The following is a 24,482-nucleotide window of genomic DNA, read 5'->3' as shown; positions in this document are numbered from 1 at the left end:
GGTGCGCAGCGGAGACTGAATACGGAACGCCGGGCCGGATAGCGTTGCTCCGTGCCGTCCCTGCATCCTGCCGTCGCCGAGGTCCGCCGCGCCGTCCGCACCGCTCTGACCGGACTCCCCGAGGGAGCCGTCGTCATCGTCGGGCTCTCGGGCGGCGCCGATTCGCTCGCCCTGGCCGCAGCGGTCGGCTTCGAGGCCCCGAAGCTCGGACTGCGGGCGGCGTCCGTCACCGTCGATCACGGTCTGCAACCGGACTCCGCCGAGGTCGCCTCGGCTGCCGCCCGCGGGGCGGCGACGCTCGGCCTCGATCCGCTCATCGTCCGGGTGCAGGTCGGCACCGAGGGCGGCCCCGAGGCAGCGGCGCGCGACGCGCGGTACCGCGTGCTCCGGGATGCCGCGCGCGACGTCCGTGCGGCGGCGGTCCTGCTCGGGCACACGCTGGACGACCAGGCCGAGACGGTGCTCCTGGGGTTGGCCCGCGGATCCGGCGCCGGCAGCCTGCAGGGGATGGCGGCGGCATCCGATCTGGGCGGCGTCCCCCTGCTGCGTCCTCTTCTCGACGTGCGTCGCACGACCACGCGCGACGCGTGCGCGGCGCAGGGCCTCGAGCCGTGGGAGGACCCGCACAACCGCGACCCGAAGTACGCCCGGGTGCGCGTCCGCGAAACGGTGCTGCCGATGCTCGAGGCCGAGCTCGGCCCGGGAATCGCCGACGCCCTCGTCCGCACGGCCGCCCAGCTCCGCGAAGACGCGGAGGCCTTCGACGACATGATCGACGAGACCATCGAGGACATCGTCGAGCACGCCGAGGCGGGCATCGCGGTCTCGGTCGCCGCCCTCGCGGCCAACCCGCCCGCGCTCCGACACCGCATCATCCGGCACGTCGTCGCGAGCGAGTTCCACGTCTCACTCACCCGCACTCAGACGCTCGAGGTGGCGCGCCTCGTGACGGACTGGGCGGGGCAGGGACCGATCGACCTGCCCGGATGCCGCGCCCGCCGCACGGGCGCCATGATCGAGTTCACGGGGACGGGATCGGACGCCGCGACGCCGGCATCCGATCTCGGTATTTAGACTTCTGCAATGCGCGCAGCCGAGATCGCCGACCAGCTCACCGATGTCCTCGTCACCGAGGAGGAGATCCAGGCCAAGCTCGAAGAGCTCGCCCGTCAGGTCGAGGCGGACTACGAAGGCAAGGATCTGCTGCTGGTCGGTGTGCTGAAGGGTGCCGTCATGGTGATGGCCGACTTCGCCCGGTCGCTCAAGCGCCCGATGGAGATGGACTGGATGGCCGTGTCGTCCTACGGGGCCGGAACCAAGTCGAGCGGTGTCGTCCAGATCCGGAAGGACCTCGACACCGACATCTCTGGCAAGCACGTCCTGATCGTCGAGGACATCATCGACTCCGGCCTCACTCTGAGCTGGCTGCTCGAGAACTTCGCCTCGCGCGGCGCGGCCTCCATCGAGGTGCTCGCGCTCCTGCGCAAGCCCGAGGCTGCGAAGGTCGAGATCGACTGCCGTTACGTCGGTTTCGACATCCCGGTCGAGTTCGTCGTCGGTTACGGCCTGGACTTCGCGGAGAAGTACCGGAACCTCCGCGACGTGGCGGTCCTCGCACCGCACGTCTACTCCTGAGCGCACCCCGGTACGCCCAAAACGAACGCACAGACCTCGCATAGCGCCGCGGGGGTAGCCTGAACGCACCATGAACGTCAAGAAGCTCTCCCGCAACCCGTTCGTCTACGTGGTTCTCATCGGCGTGCTCTTGATCATCGGCATGACGCTGATCTCGAACCTCACCGGTGCGAAGAGCATCACGACGCAGCAGGGTCTCACGCTCCTCGACGGCTCGACCGTGAGCAAGGCGGTGATCACCGACGGTGACAACCGCGTCGATCTCACCCTGAACAAGGCGTTCGAGGGGTCGACGAACGTGCAGTTCTACTACGTCACCGAGCGCGCCGACGCGGTGGTGCAGGCCGTGAACTCCGCCGCCCCGAAAGACGGTTACAACGACGTCGTGCCGCAGACCAGCTGGTTCGGCAGCCTGATCTCGATCCTCCTCCCCATCCTCATCCTCGGTCTGCTCTTCTGGTGGCTGCTCTCGAGCGCCCAGGGCGGCGGCAGCAAGGTCATGCAGTTCGGCAAGTCGCGAGCGAAGCTCGTGACGAAGGAGACCCCGACGGTCACCTTCGCCGACGTCGCCGGCTCCGACGAGGCCATCGAGGAGATGCAGGAGATCAAAGACTTCCTGAAGGACCCGGCCAAGTTCCAGGCCGTCGGCGCCCGCATCCCGAAGGGTGTGCTTCTGTACGGCCCTCCCGGAACCGGTAAGACCCTGCTCGCGCGTGCTGTCGCCGGCGAGGCGGGCGTCCCGTTCTACTCGATCTCGGGTTCCGACTTCGTCGAGATGTTCGTGGGCGTCGGCGCGAGCCGCGTGCGCGACCTCTTCAAGGAGGCCAAGGAGAACGCTCCGGCCATCATCTTCATCGACGAGATCGACGCCGTCGGCCGCCACCGCGGCGCCGGCATGGGCGGCGGTCACGACGAGCGCGAGCAGACGCTCAACCAGATGCTCGTCGAGATGGACGGCTTCGACCCGAAGGTGTCCGTGCTCGTCATCGCCGCGACGAACCGTCCCGACATCCTCGACCCCGCGCTCCTGCGCCCGGGCCGCTTCGACCGTCAGATCGGCGTCGACGCGCCCGACCTCAAGGGCCGCCAGCGCATCCTCGAGGTGCACGGCCGCGGCAAGCCGCTCTCGCCCTCGGTCGACCTGGCCGTCATCGCGCGCAAGACCCCCGGCTTCACCGGCGCCGATCTTGCGAACGTCCTCAATGAGGCCGCGCTTCTGACGGCCCGCTCGAATGCGCAGCTCATCGACATGCGCGCCCTCGACGAAGCGATCGACCGTGTCATCGCCGGTCCGCAGCGTCGCACCCGCGTCATGAAGGACAAGGAGAAGCTGATCACGGCGTACCACGAGGGCGGCCACGCCCTCGCTGCCGCAGCGATGAACCACACCGACCCCGTCACGAAGGTCACCATCCTTCCCCGCGGCAAGGCGCTCGGCTACACGATGGTGCTGCCGCTCGACGACAAGTACTCCGTGACCCGCAACGAGCTGCAGGACCAGCTGACGTACGCCATGGGCGGCCGCGTCGCCGAGGAGATCGTCTTCCACGACCCGACCACGGGCGCCTCGAACGACATCGAGAAGGCCACCGGCATCGCCCGCAAGATGGTCACCGAGTACGGCATGACCACCGAGGTCGGTCCCGTCAAGCTCGGCTCGTCGTCGGGTGAGGTCTTCATGGGTCGCGACATGGGCCATGGCCGCGACTTCAGCGAGCGGATCGCAGAGCGCGTCGACGCCCAGGTCCGCGGCCTCATCGAGCAGGCGCACAACGAGGCCTACGAGGTGCTGAACGCGAACCGCGAGGTCCTCGACCGTCTCGCCCTCGCGCTCCTCGAGAAGGAGACGCTCGACCACATCGAGCTCGCCGAGATCTTCTCGGACATCAAGCGCCTGCCCCCGCGCCCGCAGTGGCTCTCGAGCAGCGAGCGTCCCGTCTCGACGCTTCCGCCGGTCGAGGTGCCGCGTCGGGCCGAGGCTCCGGTCGCAGCGAACACCGAGGCCGAGCAGACGGCTCCCGAGACCTCACCGGCGCGCCACGCGACCGGGCAGGCTCGACCCGCGACGGCCTGAGGCGGCGCGCATGGCGGTCGACCGCGAGCGCGTCTCCGAATTGGTGCGGGAGCTTCTCGTCGCCATCGGTGAGGACCCGGAACGCCCCGGCCTGAAGCTGACTCCGCAGCGCGTCGCCGACGCGTATGCGGAGTTCTTCTCGGGCGTCGGAGAGGATGCCGCTGAGCCGCTCGCGCACACCATCTCGGTCAGCCGCGGCCCGGCCCCCGACACGCTGCCCTCTGGCGCGGTCATGCTGCGCGACGTCCGGTTCCGCTCGATGTGCGAGCATCACCTCCTGCCGTTCGCGGGGCGCGCGCACGTCGCCTACCTCCCCGGCGAGCAGGTGGTGGGGCTCGGCGCTCTGCCGAAGGTGATCGACATCCTCGCGGCGCGCCCGCAGGTGCAGGAGCGCCTGGGCGAGCAGATCGCCGATGCGATCGCCGGATCGATCGATACGCGCGGAGTGCTCGTCGTGCTCGACGCCGTGCACGAGTGCGTCACGATGCGCGGGGGACGCCAGCCGTCGGCATCCACCGTCACCGTCGCGGCCCGCGGCCGGTTCACGGAGCCGGCTGAGCGCGCAGAGGCGATCGCCCTGCTGACGGGCGGCCGGACGTGACCCTCGTCATGGGGGTCGTGAACGTCACGCCGGATTCGTTCAGCGACGGCGGACGCTACGCGTCGCACGATGCGGCGATCGCGCACGGCCGCGCCCTCCTCGCCGACGGGGCTGACCTGCTCGACATCGGCGGGGAGTCGACGCGACCCGGCGCGACCCGCGTGGCACCCAGCGATGAGCAGGCCCGGATCCTGCCCGTCGTCGAGGCGCTCGCCGCCGAGGGCGCGACGATCAGCGTCGACACGATGAACGCCGCCACGGCGGTCGCCGCGGTCGCAGCCGGGGCCCGCATCGTCAACGACGTTTCGGGCGGAATCGCCGATCCGGACATGCTCGCGGCCGTGGCCGGCACCGATGCCGACGTCGTCCTGCAGCACTGGCGGGGGCACTCCGCCGACATGTACGGCACCGCCGTCTACGAGGACATCGTCGCGGAGGTGGTCGGCGAACTCGGTGAACGCGTCGCCGCCGCTCGGGCGGCCGGCATCCCAGATCACCGCATCGTGATCGACCCGGGCTTCGGCTTCGGCAAAACGCCCGAGCAGAACTGGCGGGTCGTCCGCGGCCTCGGCCGGCTCGTCGTCGGCGGGCAGCGCGTGCTCGTCGGAACGAGTCGCAAACGGATGCTGGCGGTCGCCGCGTCGGGCGCGGACATCGAGCTCACCGGTGAGGACGACCTCGACCTCGCCACAGCCGTCACGAGCGTCCTCGCCGCGCAAGCCGGCGTCTGGGCGGTGCGCGTGCACGACGTCGCCGCGACGCGTCTGGCCCTCGCGGTGCGGACGGCGTGGGAGGGTGAAGGATGACGACCGACGAGATCGCGATCACCGGCATCCGCTCCACCGGGTTCCACGGCGTCTACGAGCACGAGCGCCGTGACGGACAGGAGTTCGTCGCCGACCTGACGCTGTCGCTTTCGTTGGCCCGGGCCGCCGCCACCGACGACGTCACCGACACCGTCCACTACGGCGAGGTCGCCGAGCGGGTCGCCGCGATCCTCGCGGGCGAGCCGGTCGACCTCATCGAGACTCTCGCCGAGCGCATCGCGACCGCCGTGCTGTCGGACTGGCCCCTCGTCGACGCCGTCGCGGTGACCGTGCACAAGCCGGCCGCGCCGATCCCGGTCCCGTTCGGCGATGTCGCCGTCACGGTGCGGAGGTCCCGCGCATGAGTCGCCGCCTGGCCGAAGAGATGCCGCCGAAGGAACCGCGCGCAGCGGGCCCCGCCCACCGCGCCGTCATCGCGCTGGGGGCGAACCTGGGCGACCGTGCCGGCACGATCGACGAGGCGGTGGCAGACCTCGGCCGGTTGCCGTTGACGACCCTCGTCGCCGCCGCCGACCCGCTCGAGTCCGTCGCGATCACCCTGGGGGGACCGGATGCCGACGCCCCCCGTTACCTCAACACGGTCGCACTCGTCGACACGAGGCTCGCCCCGAGTCTGCTGCTCGGCTACCTGCACGCGATCGAAGGGCGTCATGGGCGGGAACGCCGCGAGCGATGGGGGAGCCGGACCCTGGACCTCGACCTCATCGCGTACGGGGACGTGCGCTCCGACGACCCAGCCCTCGTTCTGCCGCATCCCCGTGCCGCGGAGCGCGACTTCGTGCTGGACCCCTGGCTGAGCATCGACCCGGACGCGGTGCTGCCGGGCGTCGGGAAGGTCGCCGACCTGCGGGCCGCACTCCCCGGGGGCACCGCATGACCCGCACGAAACCTCTTCTGCTCGTCGCGGTCGCCGTCGTCGCCGGGTTCGCCGGCTTCTTCGTCGATCAGATCCTCACCGGGATGGGGCATCCGAGTTTCACGCCGTCGCCGCTGTTGCCGATCCTGCTCGTCGCCCTGGGCGCCGCGGTGGTCATCGCCGCCATCCCCGTGCGTCGTGCGACGGTCGGGGCGGCTGCTCCGGTGGACCCGTTCCGTGCGCTGCGGATCGCCATGATGGCGAAGGCGTCGAGCATCGTCGGGGCCCTCGTCGCCGGGTTCGCCGGCGGACTTCTCGTCTTCGTTCTCACACGACCGGTGTCGCCGTCGTTAGGCTCGACGGGTGCGGTGGTCGCCGCGCTGGGGGGCGGGCTGCTCCTCGTCGGCGCCGCCCTCGTCGCCGAACACCTGTGCACGATCCGGAAGGACGATGATGACGACCAGCCCGGACCCGAGGAACCCGGCTACGGGCTCTCCCACTCCGATTGACGAGACCTTCACCTCGATCCTCGAACCACGCGGATCCTCCCGTCTGCCGCTGGGCGACGGCCAGTGGCGACAGCTGTCGCGTAAGTACGTGATCGGTCAGATCGTCGGTTACCTGGTGCTGATGGTGCTGGCGGCCGCCGCCGTCCTCACCCTCTGGCTCATGTTCGAGGCGACCTGGCCTTTCATCCCCGGCGCCATCATGTTCGCGGTCGCACTCGTCGCCCTCGTCGTCACACCCCGTCAGGCGCGGTCGATCGGATACCAACTGCGAGAGGACGACCTGGTCTTCCGTCGCGGCATCCTCTGGCAGCGGATGGTGTCCGTCCCGTACGGCCGCCTTCAGCTCGTCGACATCACCCACGGCCCCCTCGATCGGATGCTGGGCATCGCCCAGTTGAAGCTCGTCACCGCCGCGGCATCCACCGGCGTCACGATCCCCGGCCTCCCGCAGGCCGATGCGGAGCAGCTGCGCGACACGCTCATCGAGGTGGCTGAGACCCGGCGGACCGGTCTGTGAGCGACCTCGACCCGCACGCCGCGCCCGCGGAGCACGCGTCGGCACCGCCGCCGGCAGCGGTGCACTCCGACATGAGCGACGGCGAATGGCACCGGATGCATCCGCTGTCGCCTCTCCTCCGCGGCGGGCTGACGCTCATCGTGATCATCGGCATCCTGGTCGCCAACCTCCGCGACCGTCTCATCGCCTTCTTCCTGCCGGAGAACTTCCGGTGGGACGAGGAGGATCCTGTCGATTTCGTCCTGCAGAACGGCATCGCGGTGCAGGCGATCGTCGTCGTCGTGGTCGGTCTCGTCGTCCTGCTGGCGATCTTCTGGACGGCGTGGCGGTTCCACACCTTCCGCATCACGGGCGACGAGGTCGAGGTGCGCAGCGGCGTGCTGTTCCGTACCCACCGGCGCGCGCCCCTGGACCGCGTGCAGGGAGTCAACCTGACCCGACCCGCCCTCGCTCGCCTCGTCGGGCTTGCGAAGCTCGAGGTCGTCGGCGCGGGCCTCGACGCGAATGTGAAGCTCGAATACCTGTCGACGCGGAACGCCGAGACGGTGCGCGGCGACATCCTGCGTCTCGCGTCGGGACATCGCGCGAAGGATGCCGCGGCACGCCCCGCCGCCGCCGATGGCCGCCTGAGCTCGCGGGTGAGCGCCGGCCTCAGCGAGATCGTCGACGGCGTCGATGACGACGGAGCCGAACCGGAGTCGATCGTCCGGGTGCCGATGTCGCGCCTCATCCTCGCGGGCCTGCTGTCGGGCTCGACCATCTGGTTCGTGCTGATCGTGGTCGCCGTGATCGTCGGGCTCGTGCTGCAGCCGGTCTGGATCATCCCGGCCCTAGGCGCCTCGGTTCCAGCCGCGATCGGTTTCGGGACGTACGCGATCCGGCAGTTCATCAAGACCGTGCGGTACTCGATCGCGCCGTCGTCGGCCGGGGTGCGCATCACTTTCGGCCTCCTCACGACCGTCACCGAAACGCTGCCGCCGGGCCGCGTGCACGCCGTCGACATCCGTCAGCCGTTGCTGTGGCGGTGGGGCGGCTGGTACCGCATCCGCGTCAACAAGCTGTCGGGGCGCTCGGCGAGCGACGCGTCGGCCGCTCAGATGGGCGATGTGCTGCCCATCGGAACCCAGGCCGACGTCGAGCGCGTCCTACGGCTGCTCCTGCCGTCGCTGCACATCGATGCGCCTCTGCTCGACGCGGGACTGCGCGGTCCGCGTGACGGGGACGGATACCTCACGTCGCCCGCTCGCGCCCGCGTCATCGATCCGCTCACGTGGCGCCGCAACGGCATCCTCGTCCTGCCGCAGGCGGTGCTCATGCGCACGGGACGCCTGTGGCCGAAGCTCACCATCCTGCCGCTCGCGCGGCTGCAGTCGGTGCGGATCTCCCAGGGTCCCCTCGCGCGTCGCCTGGGACTCGCGGCCCTCACCGGGCACACCGTGATGGGACCCGTCTCGGGGACCATCGAGTCGCTCGACCACGAGCAGGCCTACGCCCGGTGGAACGCGATCACGGCCGCCGCGGTGGCCGAGGCATCCGCGGAGAGCTCGTCGTCGACGGACGGGGGCGAGCGGAATGCGGTGGAGGTGGAGTGGCCGGAAGCCGCGCCGTCCCTCACGCCGCCCGAGGCGCCCGGCTCGTTCGCGCCGCCGGCGTGGGCGCCGCCTGCGCCACCGGCCCCACCTGCGGAGGACCGGTGACCCGCGAGGGGCGCCTCGGTGTCGGTGTCATCGGCGCCGGCCGGGTAGGTCCCGTCGTCGCGGCTGCGCTCGCCGGTGCGGGGCACGCCCTGACCGGGATCACCGCGGGTTCCGACGACGATCGTGTCGAGGCGATCCTCCCCGAGGTGCCGCGCGTCAGCGCCGAAGAGGTGATCCGCCGCAGCGAGCTGGTCGTCCTCGCGGTGCCGCACGATGAGCTGCCCGGCCTCGTGTCCGGTCTCGCCGAGATCGGCGCATGGCAGGTCGGACAGATCGTGATGCACACGGATGCCGCGCACGGCATACAGGTGCTGGCCCCGGCCGCCGGGCGGGGAGCCATCCCCCTCGCCATCCACCCTGCGATCGCCTTCACCGGCACGTCGACCGACCTGCGCGCCCTCAAAGATGCGTATGCCGCGGTGACGGCGCCGGCAGCCGTCCTCCCGATCGCGCAGGCGCTCGCCGTCGAGATGGGGTGCGAGCCGGTCGTCGTCGCCGACGCCGACCGTGCCGCATACGGCGAGGCGATCTCGACCGCGACCGCATTCTCGTCGTCGATCGTCCAGCAGGCGGCCGATCTGCTGCGTGGGGCAGGCGTCGACGATCCGTCTCGATACCTGTCCGCCCTCGTCCACACGACGATCGATCGTGCGCTGAGCGCCGCGGCCCCCTCGCTCGGCGACGGACCGCCGCTGCCGTGAGCGATGTGGAGCTCGCCCGCATCCCCGCGGGCAGCGTCGAACTCCATGACGCGCGACGCCGCCGGCGCTGGAGCGTCGCGCTCGAGCCGTTCGAGATCGGCGTCTACCCGGTCACGGAGGAGCAGCTCTCCGAGGTGATCGGGGTCGCGGCATCCGACCCCCGCCGTCCCGCCGTCGAGGTGAGCTGGCTGCGCGCCGTGCGCTTCTGCAACGCGCTGTCGGAGTGGGAGGGGCTCGATCCGGCGTATGCCGTGGACGGCGAGGAGGTGCGCTGGCACGTCGACAGCGATGGCTTCCGGCTGCCGACCGAGGCCGAGTGGGAGTACGCGTGCCGTGCGGGTTCGACCGGACCGCACTACGGTCCGCTCGCCGAGGTCGCGTGGACGGCGGGCGACGGTGTGACGTCGCCGCAGCCGGTCGGCGGCAAGCTCCCGAACCTGAACGGCCTGTTCGACACGCTCGGCAACGTCTGGGAGTGGTGCTGGGACTCCCTCGACACTGAGCGCTACGACGATTACCGGGTCTTCCGCGGCGGCGGTTTCGCCGACGATGCCTGGAGCGTCCGAGCTGGAACGCGCCGGGGCGGCGGCCCGCGCATGACGCACGACGACGTCGGGTTCCGCATCGCGCGGGGCGGCTTCGACACGGTGGATGCCGCACAGGGCTGGTCGGCCGCGTTCGACACGGAGCGTGCCGCAGGCGGCGACCCGCGTCCGCCCGGGTGAACCCCGCGCCGCTGAGTCCGGGGTGCGGGCACGGCGGCCACCGGCATCCGCTCGGAAACCGCACGGGACCCCGTCGATAGACTGAAGGGTCGAATCCCCGAGGAGCCCCCGAACATGACCGACGCGTCCGCGCCCACGCCCGCCGAGACGACCGAAGAGGACGTCATCGAGCAGAAGGCGGTCCGTCTCGCGAAGCGGGAACGACTGTTGAGCGAACGAGCGGATGCCGCGGGTGGCGCCTACCCCGTGACGGTGCCCGTCACCGACACGATCTCGTCCCTGCGCGAGCGGTTCGCCTCGCTCGAGGCGGGCGACGAGACGGGCGAGACCGCGTCGGTCGCCGGCCGGATCGTCTTCAGCCGCAACACCGGCAAGCTGTGCTTCGCGGCGCTCCAGGCGGGCGACGGCAGCCGCATCCAGGCGATGGTCTCCCTCGCCGAGGTGGGCGACGAGTCGCTGCAGGCGTGGAAGGAACTCGTCGACCTCGGCGACCACGTCTCGGTCACCGGCCAGGTCATCTCCAGCCGCCGCGGCGAGCTGTCGATCATGGTCACCGACTGGACCATCGCCGCGAAGGCGCTGCTGCCCCTCCCGAACCTGCACTCCGAGCTGAGTGAGGAGAGCCGCGTGCGCTCGCGCTTCCTCGACCTCATCGTGCGCGACACCGCTCGCGAGACCGTCGTCGCCCGCGCGAAGGTCAACGCCTCGCTCCGCCGTACGTTCGACGCGCACGGCTTCCTCGAGGTCGAGACGCCGATGCTGCAGGTGCAGCACGGCGGCGCCGCCGCTCGCCCGTTCGTCACGCACTCGAACGCGTTCGACACCGAGCTGTACCTCCGCATCGCGCCGGAGCTCTTCCTCAAGCGCGCCGTCGTCGGCGGCATCGACCGCGTCTACGAGATCAACCGCAACTTCCGCAACGAGGGCGCCGACTCCACGCACAGCCCCGAGTTCGCGATGCTCGAGGCGTACCAGTCCTACAGCGACTACAACGGGATCGCCGACCTGACCCAGGAGCTGATCCAGAACGCCGCGATCGCGGTCGCCGGCTCGACCACCGTCACGTGGGCCGACGGCACCGAGTACGACCTCGGCGGTCAGTGGGACCGCATCTCGATGTACGAGTCGCTGTCGGATGCCGTCGCGCAGAGCGCGCTCCCCGAAGCGCAGCGTCGCCGCATCACGCCCGCGACCCCGTTCGAGGACCTGCAGGCGCTCGCGGCCGAGGCGGGTGTCGAGGTCCCCGAGAAGATCGCCACCCACGGCAAGTTCGTCGAGGAGCTCTGGGAGCACTTCGTGAAGGGCGGCCTCGAGCGCCCGACGTTCGTCATGGACTTCCCGCTCGACACCTCACCTCTCGTGCGCGAGCACCGCACCATCCCGGGCGTCGTCGAGAAGTGGGACCTCTACGTCCGCGGCTTCGAGCTCGCGACCGGTTACTCCGAGCTCGTCGACCCCGTCATCCAGCGCGAGCGGTTCGTCGAGCAGGCGAAGCTCGCCGCGCGCGGCGACGACGAGGCGATGCGCGTCGATGAGGAGTTCTTGCGGGCGCTCGAGCACGGCATGCCGCCCACCGGTGGCATGGGCATGGGGATCGACCGCCTGCTGATGGCGATCACGGGCCTCGGCATCCGCGAGACGATCCTCTTCCCGCTCGTCAAGTAGCGGTCGCGGCACGTCCGCGCGTGCGCAGGTCCCGCGTGTCCCGGCCGGGTCTTCCTCGGTCCACATCATGTGCTCGCGACGACATCACACGTCGTGCGCGGTGCGGAAGATGGGGTCTCGTCCGGCTCACATGATGTGGCCGACGGGCATGGCGGGCTACCTGGTGCGCTGCGCGGGCGCGGGGTGATGCGGGGATGCGGGCGTGATCGCGGTGCGCCCGCGGTGATCGCGGGCGCACTCCCGCGCCTCCCTCGAAAGTCAAGGTCTTGCTTTTTGGTCGCCTGAACCGGTTTAGTGGAACGGGTTCGCCACGAAGGAGTGACCGATGCCGCCCGAGACCCGTCCGACGATCGCGGATGTCGCGCGCGCAGCCGGCGTCAGCAAGGGACTCGTCTCCTTCGCGCTGAACGGTCGTCCCGGCGTCGCCGCCGACACGCGACGACGCATCATGGACACCGCAGCCGACCTCGGCTGGACGCCGAGCCTGAGCGCGCGGTCCCTCAGCGTCGGCCGCGCGTTCGCGTGCGGGCTCGTCATCGGCCGCAGTCCCGACGTCATCGCGGCGGACCCGTTCTTCCCCTCCTTCATCGCCGGCCTCGAAGACGAGTTCTCCGTCACGGGGCAAGCGCTCGTCCTCGCCGTCGCGAACCCCGGTCGGCAGGAAGCCGACACCTATCGGGCACTCGCCGCCGACCGCCGGGTGGACGGCGTCATCCTCACCGACATCCGCGCGGCGGATCCGCGCATCGCGCTCCTCGCCGAACTCTCGATCCCTGCTGTCACTCTCGGCGCCCCCGACGTCGCCTCGCCGTTCGCCTCGGTCTCGTCGGATGACGGCGCCGGCATCCGGCTCGCGGTCGAGCATCTCGCGGGTCTCGGGCACCGCCGCATCGCGCACGTCGCAGGACCCTCCGGCATGCTCCACGCCCAGCACCGCCGCGACGCGTTCCTGGATGCCGCGGATGCCGCCGGCCTCGATGTCGCCGTCGTGGAAACCGACTTCAGCGCCGCCGACGGCGCCCGGGCCACGGCATCCCTTCTGGACGAGACCACCCGGGCGACCGCGATCATCTACGCGAACGACAGCATGGCCGTCGCCGGGATGGGTGTCGCCCATCGCCGCGGGCTGCGCGTGCCGGAGGACCTCTCGATCACGGGGTTCGACGACACCGAGATCGGGCGGTGGGTGCACCCCGCCCTCACGAGCGTCGCGACCGACGCCCGCGGCTGGGGCATCACCGCCGCGCGGACGCTCCTGGCCGCGATCGCCGGCGACGCACCCGCGCACATCGACCTTCCCGATCCCACCCTCGCCGTCCGGGGTTCGACGGCACCTCCCACGGGCGCGTGACGCGCGTCCGCCGACAGCAAGAGAGCACGACGAGACACGAAGAAGGAGCAGGACATGCAACGACGCATCCTCATCACGGCAGCCGGCGCAGCCGGTGTGCTCGCCCTCACCGCGTGCGGCGGGGGAGGGGGAGGTGGTGGCGGCGACCTCGAGAGCCGCGGCGACATCACCATCTGGTACTCCAACAACGAGGCCGAGATCGGCTGGGGCAAGAAGATGGTCGAGGCGTGGAACGCCGACCACCCCGACGAACAGGTCAAGGCGCAGGAGATCCCCGCCGGCGCGTCGAGCGAAGAGGTCATCGGTGCCGCGATCACCGCCGGGAACGCACCCTGTCTCGTGTTCAACACCTCCCCGGCGGCGGTGCCCGGCTTCCAACGTCAGGGCGGTCTCGTGAACCTGTCCGACTTCGAGGACGGCGATGACTACATCACCGCGCGCAGCGGTGACCTCGCCGATCAGTACCGCTCCGAAGACGGCGATTTCTACCAGCTGCCGTGGAAGTCGAACCCGGTGATGATCTTCTACAACAAGGCCCTCTTCGAGAAGGCGGGGCTCGACCCCGACAATCCGAAGCTGTCCACCTACGACGAGTTCCTCGATACCGCCCGGACGCTCAAGGAGAAGGGCGTGTCCGAGTACGCGATCAACCCCGCGCCGACGAGCGAGTTCTTCCAGTCCTGGTTCGACTTCTACCCGCTCTACGCCGCCCAGACCGGTGGCACACAGCTGCTCGAAGACGGCAAGGCCACGTTCAACGATGACGACGGAAAGGCCGTCGCCGACTTCTGGCGGACGCTCTACGAGGAGCAGCTCGCCGGCAACGAGCAGTACCAGGGCGACGCCTTCGCCGACGCGTACGCCGCGATGGCCATCGTCGGTCCGTGGGCGATCAGCGTGTACGGCGACTCCATCGACTGGGGTGCGGTCCCCGTGCCGACGAAGGAGGGCACCGCGGCAGACGACACCTGGACCTTCAGCGACGCGAAGAACGTCGGCATGTTCACCGCCTGCAAGAACAAGGCCACGGCGTGGGACGTCCTGAAGTTCGCCACGAGCGAGGAGCAGGACGGCGCCTGGCTGGAAGCCACCGGACAGATGCCGCTACGGCAGGACCTGACCGGCACCTACCCGGACTACTTCGCCGACAACCCCGCCTACGAGCAGTTCGGCGCCCAGGCCGCACGCACGGTCGAGGTCCCGAACGTCATCGGGTCGGTGGAGATCTGGCAGGCCTTCCGCGACGGCTACTCGAAGTCGGTCATCTTCGGCGAGACGCCGGTCGATCAGTTCCTCTCCGACACCGCGGCAGAGGTCGACAAGCTGGCATCGGCGGGCTGAGATGACCGCCGTCGTCCCGGGTCGCGCCGGGTCCGATCCCGGCGCGACCCGCGGTGCCGCCCCGGAGAAGAGCGGGAAGGATGCCGCGCCTCGCCGCGGCATCCTTCACCGCCTCCTCGGCGCGCAGCCGCACGGGCTCCTCTTCTCGGCGCCCTACATCGTCTTCGTCCTGGTCGTCTTCGCCTACCCGGTGGTGTTCGCCGTCTGGATGTCGTTCCAGGACTACTTCTTCGCCGCCCCGGGGGCAGTGGTCGACCGGCCGTTCGTCGGCTTCGACAACTACGTCACGGCGCTCAGCGACCCCGAGGTCTGGCGGTCGTTCGGCAACGTCGGGATCTTCCTGATCATCAACGTGCCGCTCACGGTGGTGCTGTCGATCCTGCTGGCGACGGCCCTCGACCGCGTCACGAAGGCGCGGACCTTCTTCCGGGTGAGCTACTACGTGCCGTACGTCACGGCATCCGTCGCCGTCGTCGCGGTGTGGCTCTTCCTCTTCGCCCGCGGCGGACTCGTCAACAACGTGCTCGGGCCGCTCGCGCCCGACCCGTCGTGGCTCGTGAACTCCGCGCTCGCGATGCCGACCATCGCGATCTTCGTGACGTGGAAGGGACTCGGGTTCTACATCCTGCTCTACCTCGCCGCCCTCCAGAACGTGCCGCGCGAGCTGTACGAATCGGTGTCGATGGACGGCGGCGGCAAGCTCCGCCAATTCTTCTCGGTCACCGTGCCGAGCGTCCGGCCGGCGACCCTGCTCGTCGTCCTCCTCGCCACGATCACCGGGGCGAACCTATTCACCGAGCCGTACCTGCTGACCGGGGGCGGCGGCCCCAACGGGGCGTCGACCTCGCCGGTGCTCCTCATGTACCAGCGCGGCATCGAGCAGCAGAACCCCGACGTCGCCGCCGCGATCGGCGTTGTGCTCATCGTGTTCGTCCTGGCCATCGCTGCCCTGCAGCGCAAGCTCGTGGGAGGTGAGGAGCGATGAAGCGCGCACTCGGCTCCAAGATCGCGATGTACACGGCGCTGTCGATCGGCGCGCTCGCATTCCTGTTCCCGTTCTTCTACATGATCGTCGGGTCGCTGCAGACGAACGTCGATCCGACGCCGGCGGGGGCGTTCCCGAACCCGGCGAACCTGACGCTCGACAACTACACCGCCATCAACGGGCGTATCGACCTGCTGAAGGGGCTCGCCAACTCCGGGATCTTCACCGGCGGGGTGATCCTCGGCACGGTCGTCTTCGGCGTCCTGGCCGGGTATGCGCTGGCGATCCTGCGCTGGCGGGGACGAGGGGCGACCTTCGCCCTCGCCCTCCTCGTGCAGGTCGTGCCGTTCCAGCTGCTCATGATCCCGCTCTACGTCATGATCGCCCGCGACTACGGCCTGGCCGACAGCTACCTCGGGATGATCCTGCCGTTCTTCATCAACTCGACCGCGGTCGTGATCTTCCGGCAGTACTTCCTGCAGCTCCCCAAGGAGCTCTTCGACGCCGCTCGCATCGACGGCTCGAACGAGTTCCGTCTGCTGTGGAGCGTGGCGCTGCCCCTGGTGAGACCGGCCCTCCTGACGGTCGTGCTGCTGACCTTCATCGGTCCGTGGAACGAGTTCCTCTGGCCGTTCCTCATCACGAAGGATGCCGGCATGCAGCCGCTCGCGGTGTCCCTCGCCAACTTCATCTCGAACATCGCGGCATCCACCGCGAACCCGTTCGGGGCGATGATGGCCGGCGCCGTCGTGCTGGCCGCGCCCGCCGTGGCGCTGTTCCTCGTGTTCCAGCGTTACTTCACGTCCAACGACCTCGGATCCGGAGTGAAAGGTTGACCATGCCCACCGAGACCCACGTGCCCTACCGACTCACCCGCGTGGGGGTCGTGATGACCCCCGCCGCGGGCGATCCGAACGAGGTCGAGGGGGTGCTGAACCCCGGTTCCGGCCGTGGCCCCGATGGAGAGCTGTACCTGCTGCCGCGACTCGTCGCCGACGGCAACGTGTCGCGCGTGGGACTGGCCCGCGTCGTCGTCGCGGACGGCGTGCCGATCGGCGTCGAACGCGAGGGCGTCGTCCTCGAGCCCGACCGGGGGTGGGAACGCGGGGTCGGCAACGCCGGCGTCGAGGACCCCCGGGTCACGTGGGTCGAGATGCTCGGGCTGCACGTCATGACCTACGTCGCGTACGGGCCCCTCGGCCCGCGCACCGCGGTCGCCGTGTCGAGCGACCTGCGGGAGTGGCGCCGGTTGGGACCGGCGCTGTTCCGGTACCAGGACGACCTCGACATGGACCTGAACCTGTTCCACAACAAGGACACCGTGTTCTTCCCCGAGCCGGTCACCGCGCCGGACGGGCGGGAGGCGCTCGCCGTCCTGCACCGCCCCATGTGGGACCTCGGTGAGACGAAGCCGGGACAGGGCGTCCGGGTACCCGCCGGCGTCGAGGACGAGCGGCAGTCGATATGGATCAGCTACATCCCGCTCGCCGCGGTCCGCGAAGACCTCTCGGCACTCACCCTGTGGGAGCAGCACCGTTTCGTCGCCGGGCCGGAGTTCCCGTTCGAGGCGCTGAAGATCGGCGGGGGGCCCCCGCCGCGCCGGGTCCCCGAGGGATGGCTCGTCCTGCATCACGGTGTGACCGGCGTGCTCGAGAGCGCGTTCGCGCAACAGCAGAAGGTGAACTACGCCGCGGGTGCCATCATCCTCGACGCCGACGATCCCTCGAAGGTCGTCGCCCGCACTCCGGAGCCGCTGCTCGCCCCGGAGACAGACGACGAGCGGAGCGGGATCGTGCCGAACGTCGTCTTCCCGACCGCGATCGAAGAGGTCGACGGTCGCCTGTTCGTGTTCTACGGCATGGCCGACTCCAAGATCGGCGTCGCCCTTCTCGAGCGCACCGACTGATCGCATGCCGAGTGCAGGTCCGACCCGGCTCCGGGCGCCGGAACGGCGTCTGATCCGGTTCTGGACCTGCATTCGGCACCGCACGAAAGGACCAACCCCCATGTCCACCTCTGCACACCGTCGTGCAAGGACCGTCGGCCTCACCGCACTGGCCGCGCTCGCCCTCACCGTCCCGCTCGGCGTCACGGCCGCGGCCGCGGCGCCGACGGATCCGCCGGTCACGAATCTCGCGCACCTCGACTTCCTGCTCGACGAAGCGACGCCGCCCGCCGACGTCGAGGGCCACAGCACCTACCGGCAGTCCGAAGAGCCCGCGCTCGTCATGCCGTGGACGTACGCCGATGCCCGCGACGGCGGGACCTTCGAGCGGGTCGGGGGCGGACCGCTCGATCCGGAGACCGGCTACTGGGGGCAGGGGGCGTACAACGCCGACGACATCACCCGTGCCGCGGTCGTTTACACGCGTCACTGGGAGCTCACCGGCGACGACGACAGCCGCGACAAGGCGTACGAGCTGCTGCGTTCGGTCGCGTACTTCCAGACGACCGACGGCCCGGATGCCGGCAACGTCGTCCTGTGGATGCAGCCCGACGGCACCTTCAATCCCTCTCCCGAACCGGTCGAGCTCCCCGACCCGTCCGACAGCGGGCCGAGCTACTGGCTCGCCCGCACGCTGTGGGCACTCGGCGAGGGGTACGCCGCGTTCGAGGACGAGGACCCTGCCTTCGCCGCCTTCCTCGACGAGCGCTTCGACCTCTCCCTCGGTGCGCTGAACCGCCAGGTCCTGTCGACCTACGGCGCGTGGACGGTCTCGGACGGCAAACGCGTCCCGACGTGGCTCGTCACGAACGGGGCGGATGCCTCGGCCGAAGCCGTGCTCGGTCTGGCAGCGCGTGTCGAAGCGAGTCCCGACCGGGCGGCCTCGAAGGCGCTGCGCCAGCTCGCCACGGGCATCGCCGCGATGTCGGACGGTTCGGCGCGCGAGTGGCCCTACGACGCCGTGCTGCCGTGGGCCGAGTCCCCGGCGATCTGGCACGCCTGGGGCTCGCAGATGCCCGCCGCGCTGGCCGCGGCATCCGTCGTGCTGAAGGATCGGTCGATCGCGCGGCCCGCGATCGCGGACGCGGCGACGTTCACGCCGACCCTCCTCACCGCGGGTGGACCCGGCAACGGGTGGAACCCGAGCCCCGTCGATCGGGTTCAGATCGCCTACGGTGCGGACTCGCGGGTCCAGTCGCTGCTGGGCGTCGCGAAGGCGACCGGCTCGGACGGGTTCGAAGGCCTGGCCGCGATGCAGGCGGCGTGGTTCTTCGGTGCCAACCACGCGGGGCAGCGGATGTACGACCCGGCGACGGGCGTCACATACGACGGCCTGCAACCGGACGGGACCGTCAATCGCAACAGCGGCGCGGAGTCCACGATCCACGGGCTCCTCACGGCTCTCGCGCTCGACGCGAACCCGGACGTGAAGCGGCACGCCGTCGCCCTGACCGAGGTCACGGACCGCGAGGGACTCGCGTGGATCGAAGCCGAAGACGCCGTGAGGACGACGGGTGACATCTCGACACCCGACGCCTGGACGGGAGAGTCCAGCTGGTCGGGCGACAAGCTGACGCTGTCCCGCGGCGAGAGCGCGGTCTTCGATGTCGGCGCCGCGGCGTCCGACCGGTGGGTCGAGCCGGTGGTGTGGTCGGAGGTCGGCGAACGGACGTCGTCGACCTGGACGACGGAGCGCACTCGGCTCGGTTCCCTGCACCTGACCGGTCCCCGGCAGGGGATCTCGCCGACCCCGGGGGCGATGCATCCGCACACTCTGCAGAAGGAGATGTCCCGCTCGAGCGATGAGCTCCGCGTCGTCTCGGCGCGAGGCGACCTGCAGCTCGATGGCGTCCTCCTCCGGCCGTTCGTCTCGCGGCTCGTCCTCGAGGGCCAGGCGGGGTCGCGCAGCGAGCTCGTCCACTCCGCGGCGCGCTCGCCGCAGAGGGTGACGGTGGGCGCGGGCGAGCTGGCCGTCTACGACGATCGTGGACGTGAGGTCCGCGTGAAGAAGGACCGCACCGGTGCCGTGATCATCCCCGCCGGCGGTTTCGCCATCGTCGAACGGTGATGATGCTGACCTGGCCGGGGTGGATGCCGCGGCCCGGTCAGCGCCGGAAGGCCCAATCGGGCAGGTGAGCGTGCGCGACGAAGGATCGGACGATCTCGGCCAGACCGTGCTCCGGTTCGATCTGCAGTGCCTCCGCCGCGTAGCGATCGGCGTGCGTGGACCGGCCGAGCGACCAGGCGAGCCACGCGGCAGTGGCGAGACTCCCCGCGCGATGCGCCTCGGGCGTCCTCGACGCCACGCGGCGCACGAGTGTCAGCGCCGCCTCGAGCCGACTCGGGTCGGGTTGCTCGCCCTCGCCCCACATCACCGACGCAAGGTCGGCGGGGTAATCCTCGCCGTCCTCCCACCGTCGTTGCGCATCGAGCGCCGTGTCGCCGCCGCGACGATCTGTGGCCCACTGCACGAGGGCGACATCCCGGAGCGACGGCCGGGCGAGGCACCATGCGAGGACCGCCGTGCGCATCGGGTCGAGGCTCGCCGGATCCCAGTCGAGGCACCCCTCGTACAGCCCTGGGAGGTCGTCGAGTGCGCATCCCGCCTCGAGCGCCGCCGGATCGATCCGCTCGGATGTCCCGTCGACGGCCGGGATGCCGCACAACACGGCGAGAGCCGATTCGAGCGATCGCAGGGCGACCTCGACGCTCGCCGTGGCAGCAGGCTCGGCTGACGGCAACGCCGCCCCCTCGTGCTGGTCGCCCTCCAGCGGTGGGAGGTGCCGCTCCAGCTCGACGAGCGGGCGGCCGCCCGGCGGCATCCGTTCGTCGAAATGCGATCCCCACCCGGTGCCGGCGACCGTCAGGATGTCGACGACCTCGAGCCCGCACGCGTCTGCCGAGCGCTCGAGCGCGAGCGCGAGATCCGCTCCCGGCAGGCCTCGACCAGCGGATGCCTCGGTGAAGACGACGCCGGCGAAGCCGTCGGCACCCGACACCCGGCAGAGCATGCCGATGACGGTGGAGGCGACCGCATCGGCAGAGGTGTCCGACGGCGGAAGGTCGATCCGGAGAGCGCCGAGACTTCGGCCACCGCTCATGGGGACCACGACGAGACTCTCGGTCGGCGTGAACCCGAGGAGGCGGGGGACGAGGGCGAGGAAGTGCGCGGAATCCGCGGCGGTGACGATGGTGGACATGGCCCCACGGTCGCGGCGCCGACGTCGTGTCGGGCGCCGAGACGATCGCCTGGGGAGAGGTCGCGCGAACAGGCGCCGGTGCAGAACGCTCCGGGCCGCGCGGTGTCGCGGGCCGATTACGATGGAGATATGGGTGAGATCTGGACTGCGGTCATCTGGGGGCTGATCCCCACGATCGTCGTCGCCGGGCTGTTCGCCTTCGTCATCCGCAGCATCCTGCGAATGGACCGCACCGAACGCAAGCTCTACGCGCGGGTCGAGGCGGAGGAGCGCCGCAAGCGCGGTCTGCCGCCCCGCGACGAAACCGCCGGTCGACCCGCCAAAGGATAGGCTGACCCCACACTCTCTGGGGGAACTGTGATCAGCATCAGCGTCGACTGGACGTGGACGTGGTGGATCGTCCTCGTCCTCGCGTTCGACATCTCGGTGCGCATCATCGCGGTGTTCATCATCCCGCGGAACCGTCGCCCGACGGCGGCGATGGCGTGGCTCCTCGCCATCTACTTCATCCCGATCATCGGCATCCTGCTCTTCCTCCTCATCGGGAACCCGCGCCTTCCGCGCAAGCGCCGCAAGGAGCAGGAGTCGATCAACGACGCGTTCCGCGAGGCGAGCGAGGGGCTCGACTTCGGCACACTGCGCCCCGATGCGCCGGAGTGGTTCGAGCAGCTCGTGGGTCTCAACCGCAAACTCGGGGCGCTTCCGATGGCCGGCGACAACGGCGCCCAGATCATCTCGGACTACCAGGGCAGTCTCGACACGATGGCGTCCGAGATCGATCGCGCCACCCGGTACGTCCACGTCGAGTTCTACATCCTGCAGTCCGACGGGGCGACCGACGGATTCTTCGCGGCGCTCGAGCGCGCGACAGCGCGCGGCGTGACCGTCCGCGTCCTCCTCGACCACTGGGCGAACCGGTGGAAGCCGAACTACCACGCGACGATCTCGCGCCTCGAGCGCATGGGCGCCCAGTGGCGCCTGATGCTCCCGGTGCAGCCGCTCAAGGGCAAGTACCAGCGACCCGACCTGCGCAACCACCGCAAGCTCCTCGTGATCGACGGCGCTGTCGGGTTCGTCGGTTCGCAGAACGTCACCGACCGCAGCTACAACCTGAAGACGAATCTGCGTCGCGGACTGCAGTGGGTGGATCTCATGGTCCGCGTCGACGGCCCGGTCGTGGCGTCCCTCTCCGCCGTGTTCGTCTCGGACTGGTACGGCGAGACGGGCGAGGTCTTCGCCGTCGAGTCCGACTTCTTGACGGATGCCGGAACCGGCGACCTCGACTGTCAGATCGTCCCGAGCGGTCCGGGCTTCGAGTACGAGAACAACCTCAAACTCTTCCTCAGCCTCATCTTCGGGGCGAAGAGGAAGATCGTGATGGTCAGCCCGTACTTCGTCCCCGACGAGGGACTCCTGCTCGCGATCCAGACCGCCTGCCATCGCGGCGTCGAGGTCGAACTGTTCGTCTCCGAAGAGGGCGATCAGGCGATGGTCTACCACGCGCAGCGCAGCTACTACGAGCAGCTGCTGGCGACCGGTGTGAAGATCTGGATGTACAAGCGGCCCTACATCCTGCACTCCAAGTCCATGTCGATCGATGACGAGGTCGCCGTCGTCGGCTCGAGCAACATGGACATGCGCTCGTTCGGCCTCAACCTCGAAGTGACGATGCTCGTCCGAGGAGCCGAGTTCGTCGAGCAGCTGCGCACGGTCGAAGACCAGTACCGCGGAATGTCACGCGAGTTGACGATGGAGGAGTGGGAGCAGCGCCCCATCCGCTCCGTCGTCCTCGACAACCTGGCCCGGCTCACCTCGGCGCTCCAGTGAGACGATCCTGCGGGCGATGACACTCAGAGGGTGTCCGCTTCCCGGGAGGAGACCCTGATGCGCACCCGCCTTCTGACCGCGCTCGCCGGCAGCGCCCTCGTCGGTCTGGCGCTGACCGCCTGTGCGACGCCTGCCGCCGACGGTACGGACCCCGGCGCTTCGTCCGCCGACGCGGCGCCCGCGTGGCCGGTGGGCGCCGGCTGGCTCGACGGCGGGAGAACGATCGCGCTCGTGACGTGGGGCAGCTCGTCGTGCGTGCCGGCGGTGAACGAGACGCACCTCGACGGTTCGGCATTCGTCGTGACCCTCCGCGGGCCCGAGCCGGGACCGTGCACGGACGACCTCGTCGCTCGTGCGCTCGAGGTCCCGACGCCGCAGGGGGTCGATCCCGCGGACGGTCTCCAGTTGCGAGTGTCCCTCGGGGAGACGAGTGCCGACGTCGATCTCGCCGCGTACGCGGGCGGCCAGGTCGAGGAGTTCGCCCCGGCGGCGACCTGGGTCGGTGACCGCACGATCGCGCTCCGCACGTGGGGATCGTCGTCGTGCCCGCCGATGGTCGCGGACACGAGGGTGGAGTCACCGGCATCCGTCGTCGTCGGCTTCGCGATGCTGGATGCGGATCGCGTCTGCACGACGGACATGGCGCCGCAGCTCACCCTCGTGCAGCTCGATCCCGACGCGGTGGTCGATCGCGACGCGACGCTGAGCTTCGGCGTGTTCGGCTCGGGCGAGACGGTGCCGATCCGCTGACGCACGCGCGTCAGCGGGCTTCCGGGGACCCGATGTGTCGCCTGCGCGTGGTGTGAGCGGCGGGTCGGGTCCCCGGAGCGGCGGTCGCCTTCGCTCCAGGGACCTGTGTGGTCGCCCGGCGTGTGCGCACGCGACCGTCTGCGTCCCCGGAAGCCGCGTTGCGGCATCCTCCCCAGCCCACACGCTCGGCGAAACGTCCACGGTCTGCCCGGATCCCTGCGTGTGCGTCGTAGGGTGCGCGAGCATCGGCGCATGGAGCCCCGTCCGCTGCCGCCTGCTCTCGGATCCGCGTTCTCCGTGAAGGCGGCGGTGGATGCCGGCGTCTCGCCGCGCCGGCTCCGCGCGCGTGACCTCGAACGGCCGTTCCACGGCGTGCGCGCGCGGGCGGCGCCGATTGCCGAGGATGCCGCGGACCGTCAGGCCCAGCAGGCGCACGCGTACGCCGTGGCACTGCCCGACGGTCAGTTCTTCTGTCATGTGACTGCCGCCGTGCTGTGGGGGCTGCCGCTCCCGCGATCTGCGCTGCGCGCTCCCGGACTGGACGTCGGCGTCCTCGCGCCGCGACGCACTCCCCGGGGCGCGGGTGTGCGCGGGCATCGATTGGTGCACGCGTCGACCCAGATCCGGGTCCACCCGCGACGGGGCGTACCGCTCCTCGCACCGGCTTGCACTTGGGCGAGTCTGAGCGCGGTCCTCGACGTCCGGGATCTCGTCGCCGTCGGGGACGCGATCGTCCGCGTCCCGATGTTCCGCGGCGATCCACCCCCGCTCGCGACGGTCGACGACCTCGCGGCAGCGTCGCTGGGGCGGAGGGTGGGTGTCGCCCGTCTGCGTGACGCGCTGCCGCTCGTGCGGCAACGGTCGGCATCCCGGACCGAGACGTGGTGCCGCCTCGCGCTGATCGAGGGCGGCCTTCCCGAGCCTGAGCTCAACTGGAACATCGTCGTGAACGGACGACTCCTCGCGTGCGTCGACCTCGCCTACCCGCGCGAGCGCGTGGCCGTGGAGTACGACGGGGAGCACCACCGGGTCGACGCGCGCCAGTGGTCGCGAGACATCGAACGTCACGAGGCGCTCGCCGCCGCGGGCTGGGTCGTCGTCCGGATCACGAAGCAGCACCTGTTCACGGATGCCGGGGGTGTCGTCGCACGCGTGCGGCACGCGCTCGCGCGTCAGTGACACGGGGCTTCCGGGGACCCGATGTGTCGCCTGCGCGTGGTGCGAGCGGCGATTTGCGTCCCTGGAGCGCAGGGGCGTCGACGGCGTGAGTGTTCCA

At 70.3% G+C, this 24,482-nt stretch carries 24 protein-coding genes; 23 read left to right on the top strand and 1 reads right to left on the bottom strand.

Annotation, left to right across the window (positions count from 1 at the left end; translation table 11 throughout):
- The first annotated feature begins 51 nt into the window (after window positions 1-51).
- From tilS to BBA86_RS11735, 19 genes are all read left to right on the top strand, one after another.
- On the top strand, window positions 52-1,074 hold the full coding sequence (tilS, locus tag BBA86_RS11825) for a tRNA lysidine(34) synthetase TilS (protein WP_065571746.1): 1,023 nt from the start codon (window positions 52-54) through the stop codon (window positions 1,072-1,074).
- A gap of 9 nt (window positions 1,075-1,083) precedes the next feature.
- Window positions 1,084-1,635: a hypoxanthine phosphoribosyltransferase gene (gene hpt / locus BBA86_RS11820; protein ID WP_065571745.1), complete on the top strand. Its 552-nt coding sequence runs from the start codon at window positions 1,084-1,086 to the stop codon at window positions 1,633-1,635.
- A 70-nt stretch (window positions 1,636-1,705) separates the two neighbouring features.
- Entirely contained in the window at window positions 1,706-3,709 is a 2,004-nt protein-coding gene (gene ftsH, locus BBA86_RS11815; protein WP_065571744.1) for an ATP-dependent zinc metalloprotease FtsH, read from the top strand.
- Between the two features lie 10 nt (window positions 3,710-3,719).
- Window positions 3,720-4,310, top strand: a complete 591-nt coding sequence (folE, locus tag BBA86_RS11810) for a GTP cyclohydrolase I (protein ID WP_065571743.1) — start codon at window positions 3,720-3,722, stop codon at window positions 4,308-4,310.
- Entirely contained in the window at window positions 4,307-5,116 is an 810-nt protein-coding gene (gene folP / locus BBA86_RS11805; protein ID WP_065571742.1) for a dihydropteroate synthase, read from the top strand. Before folE ends, folP begins: the two co-directional genes overlap by 4 nt.
- Window positions 5,113-5,481: a dihydroneopterin aldolase gene (folB, locus tag BBA86_RS11800; protein ID WP_065571741.1), complete on the top strand. Its 369-nt coding sequence runs from the start codon at window positions 5,113-5,115 to the stop codon at window positions 5,479-5,481. The genes folP and folB overlap by 4 nt, the downstream gene beginning before the upstream one ends.
- A complete protein-coding gene (gene folK / locus BBA86_RS11795) occupies window positions 5,478-6,014 on the top strand; it encodes a 2-amino-4-hydroxy-6-hydroxymethyldihydropteridine diphosphokinase (protein WP_065571740.1) in 537 nt (178 codons plus the stop codon). Before folB ends, folK begins: the two co-directional genes overlap by 4 nt.
- A complete protein-coding gene (locus tag BBA86_RS11790) occupies window positions 6,011-6,502 on the top strand; it encodes a DUF3180 domain-containing protein (RefSeq protein WP_065571739.1) in 492 nt (163 codons plus the stop codon). The genes folK and BBA86_RS11790 overlap by 4 nt, the downstream gene beginning before the upstream one ends.
- Window positions 6,447-7,019 (top strand): PH domain-containing protein, encoded by a 573-nt coding sequence (locus BBA86_RS11785; protein WP_065571738.1) that lies wholly within the window; start codon window positions 6,447-6,449, stop codon window positions 7,017-7,019. Before BBA86_RS11790 ends, BBA86_RS11785 begins: the two co-directional genes overlap by 56 nt.
- On the top strand, window positions 7,016-8,716 hold the full coding sequence (locus BBA86_RS11780) for a PH domain-containing protein (RefSeq protein WP_065571737.1): 1,701 nt from the start codon (window positions 7,016-7,018) through the stop codon (window positions 8,714-8,716). Before BBA86_RS11785 ends, BBA86_RS11780 begins: the two co-directional genes overlap by 4 nt.
- A complete protein-coding gene (locus tag BBA86_RS11775) occupies window positions 8,713-9,417 on the top strand; it encodes a DUF2520 domain-containing protein (protein WP_065572288.1) in 705 nt (234 codons plus the stop codon). Before BBA86_RS11780 ends, BBA86_RS11775 begins: the two co-directional genes overlap by 4 nt.
- Window positions 9,414-10,142: a formylglycine-generating enzyme family protein gene (locus BBA86_RS11770; protein WP_065571736.1), complete on the top strand. Its 729-nt coding sequence runs from the start codon at window positions 9,414-9,416 to the stop codon at window positions 10,140-10,142. Before BBA86_RS11775 ends, BBA86_RS11770 begins: the two co-directional genes overlap by 4 nt.
- A gap of 114 nt (window positions 10,143-10,256) precedes the next feature.
- On the top strand, window positions 10,257-11,807 hold the full coding sequence (gene lysS / locus BBA86_RS11765; RefSeq protein WP_065571735.1) for a lysine--tRNA ligase: 1,551 nt from the start codon (window positions 10,257-10,259) through the stop codon (window positions 11,805-11,807).
- A 325-nt stretch (window positions 11,808-12,132) separates the two neighbouring features.
- Entirely contained in the window at window positions 12,133-13,158 is a 1,026-nt protein-coding gene (locus tag BBA86_RS11760) for a LacI family DNA-binding transcriptional regulator (RefSeq protein WP_065571734.1), read from the top strand.
- Window positions 13,159-13,212: 54 nt separating this feature from the next.
- Window positions 13,213-14,499 carry an extracellular solute-binding protein gene (locus BBA86_RS11755; protein WP_065571733.1) on the top strand — a complete coding sequence of 429 codons (1,287 nt, stop codon included), beginning with the start codon at window positions 13,213-13,215 and terminating at the stop codon, window positions 14,497-14,499.
- A 1-nt stretch (window position 14,500) separates the two neighbouring features.
- Window positions 14,501-15,484, top strand: coding sequence for a carbohydrate ABC transporter permease (locus BBA86_RS11750; protein WP_065571732.1), 984 nt, complete (start codon window positions 14,501-14,503; stop codon window positions 15,482-15,484).
- Window positions 15,481-16,320 (top strand): carbohydrate ABC transporter permease, encoded by an 840-nt coding sequence (locus BBA86_RS11745; protein ID WP_065571731.1) that lies wholly within the window; start codon window positions 15,481-15,483, stop codon window positions 16,318-16,320. Before BBA86_RS11750 ends, BBA86_RS11745 begins: the two co-directional genes overlap by 4 nt.
- Window positions 16,321-16,322: 2 nt before the next feature.
- A complete protein-coding gene (locus BBA86_RS11740) occupies window positions 16,323-17,390 on the top strand; it encodes a glycosidase (RefSeq protein ID WP_065571730.1) in 1,068 nt (355 codons plus the stop codon).
- Between the two features lie 100 nt (window positions 17,391-17,490).
- Complete coding sequence (locus tag BBA86_RS11735; RefSeq protein ID WP_065571729.1) at window positions 17,491-19,497, top strand: hypothetical protein; 2,007 nt, start codon at window positions 17,491-17,493, stop codon at window positions 19,495-19,497.
- Between the two features lie 37 nt (window positions 19,498-19,534).
- Here the strand turns inward: BBA86_RS11735 and BBA86_RS11730 are convergent, their stop codons facing one another.
- Complete coding sequence (locus BBA86_RS11730; protein ID WP_065571728.1) at window positions 19,535-20,629, bottom strand: DUF4192 family protein; 1,095 nt, start codon at window positions 20,627-20,629, stop codon at window positions 19,535-19,537.
- A 129-nt stretch (window positions 20,630-20,758) separates the two neighbouring features.
- On the opposite strand from BBA86_RS11730, the gene BBA86_RS11725 reads away from it, so the two are divergent.
- The 4 genes from BBA86_RS11725 (at window position 20,759) to BBA86_RS11710 (ending at window position 24,385) form a co-directional block, all read left to right on the top strand.
- Window positions 20,759-20,959 carry a hypothetical protein gene (locus tag BBA86_RS11725; RefSeq protein WP_065571727.1) on the top strand — a complete coding sequence of 67 codons (201 nt, stop codon included), beginning with the start codon at window positions 20,759-20,761 and terminating at the stop codon, window positions 20,957-20,959.
- Between the two features lie 27 nt (window positions 20,960-20,986).
- Window positions 20,987-22,456 carry a cardiolipin synthase gene (gene cls, locus BBA86_RS11720; protein ID WP_065571726.1) on the top strand — a complete coding sequence of 490 codons (1,470 nt, stop codon included), beginning with the start codon at window positions 20,987-20,989 and terminating at the stop codon, window positions 22,454-22,456.
- A gap of 57 nt (window positions 22,457-22,513) precedes the next feature.
- The gene (locus BBA86_RS11715) at window positions 22,514-23,206 is read left to right on the top strand and encodes a hypothetical protein (RefSeq protein ID WP_141677867.1); all 693 of its coding nucleotides are present in this window, start codon (window positions 22,514-22,516) and stop codon (window positions 23,204-23,206) included.
- Between the two features lie 252 nt (window positions 23,207-23,458).
- Window positions 23,459-24,385, top strand: a complete 927-nt coding sequence (locus BBA86_RS11710) for an endonuclease domain-containing protein (RefSeq protein ID WP_065571724.1) — start codon at window positions 23,459-23,461, stop codon at window positions 24,383-24,385.
- Window positions 24,386-24,482 lie beyond the last annotated feature (97 nt).

Origin of the sequence: Microbacterium oleivorans, assembly GCF_001691565.1 — a bacterium.
Taxonomy (GTDB): Bacteria; Actinomycetota; Actinomycetes; order Actinomycetales; family Microbacteriaceae; genus Microbacterium; species Microbacterium oleivorans_B.
This window is presented reverse-complemented; position numbering and strand designations above follow the sequence as displayed.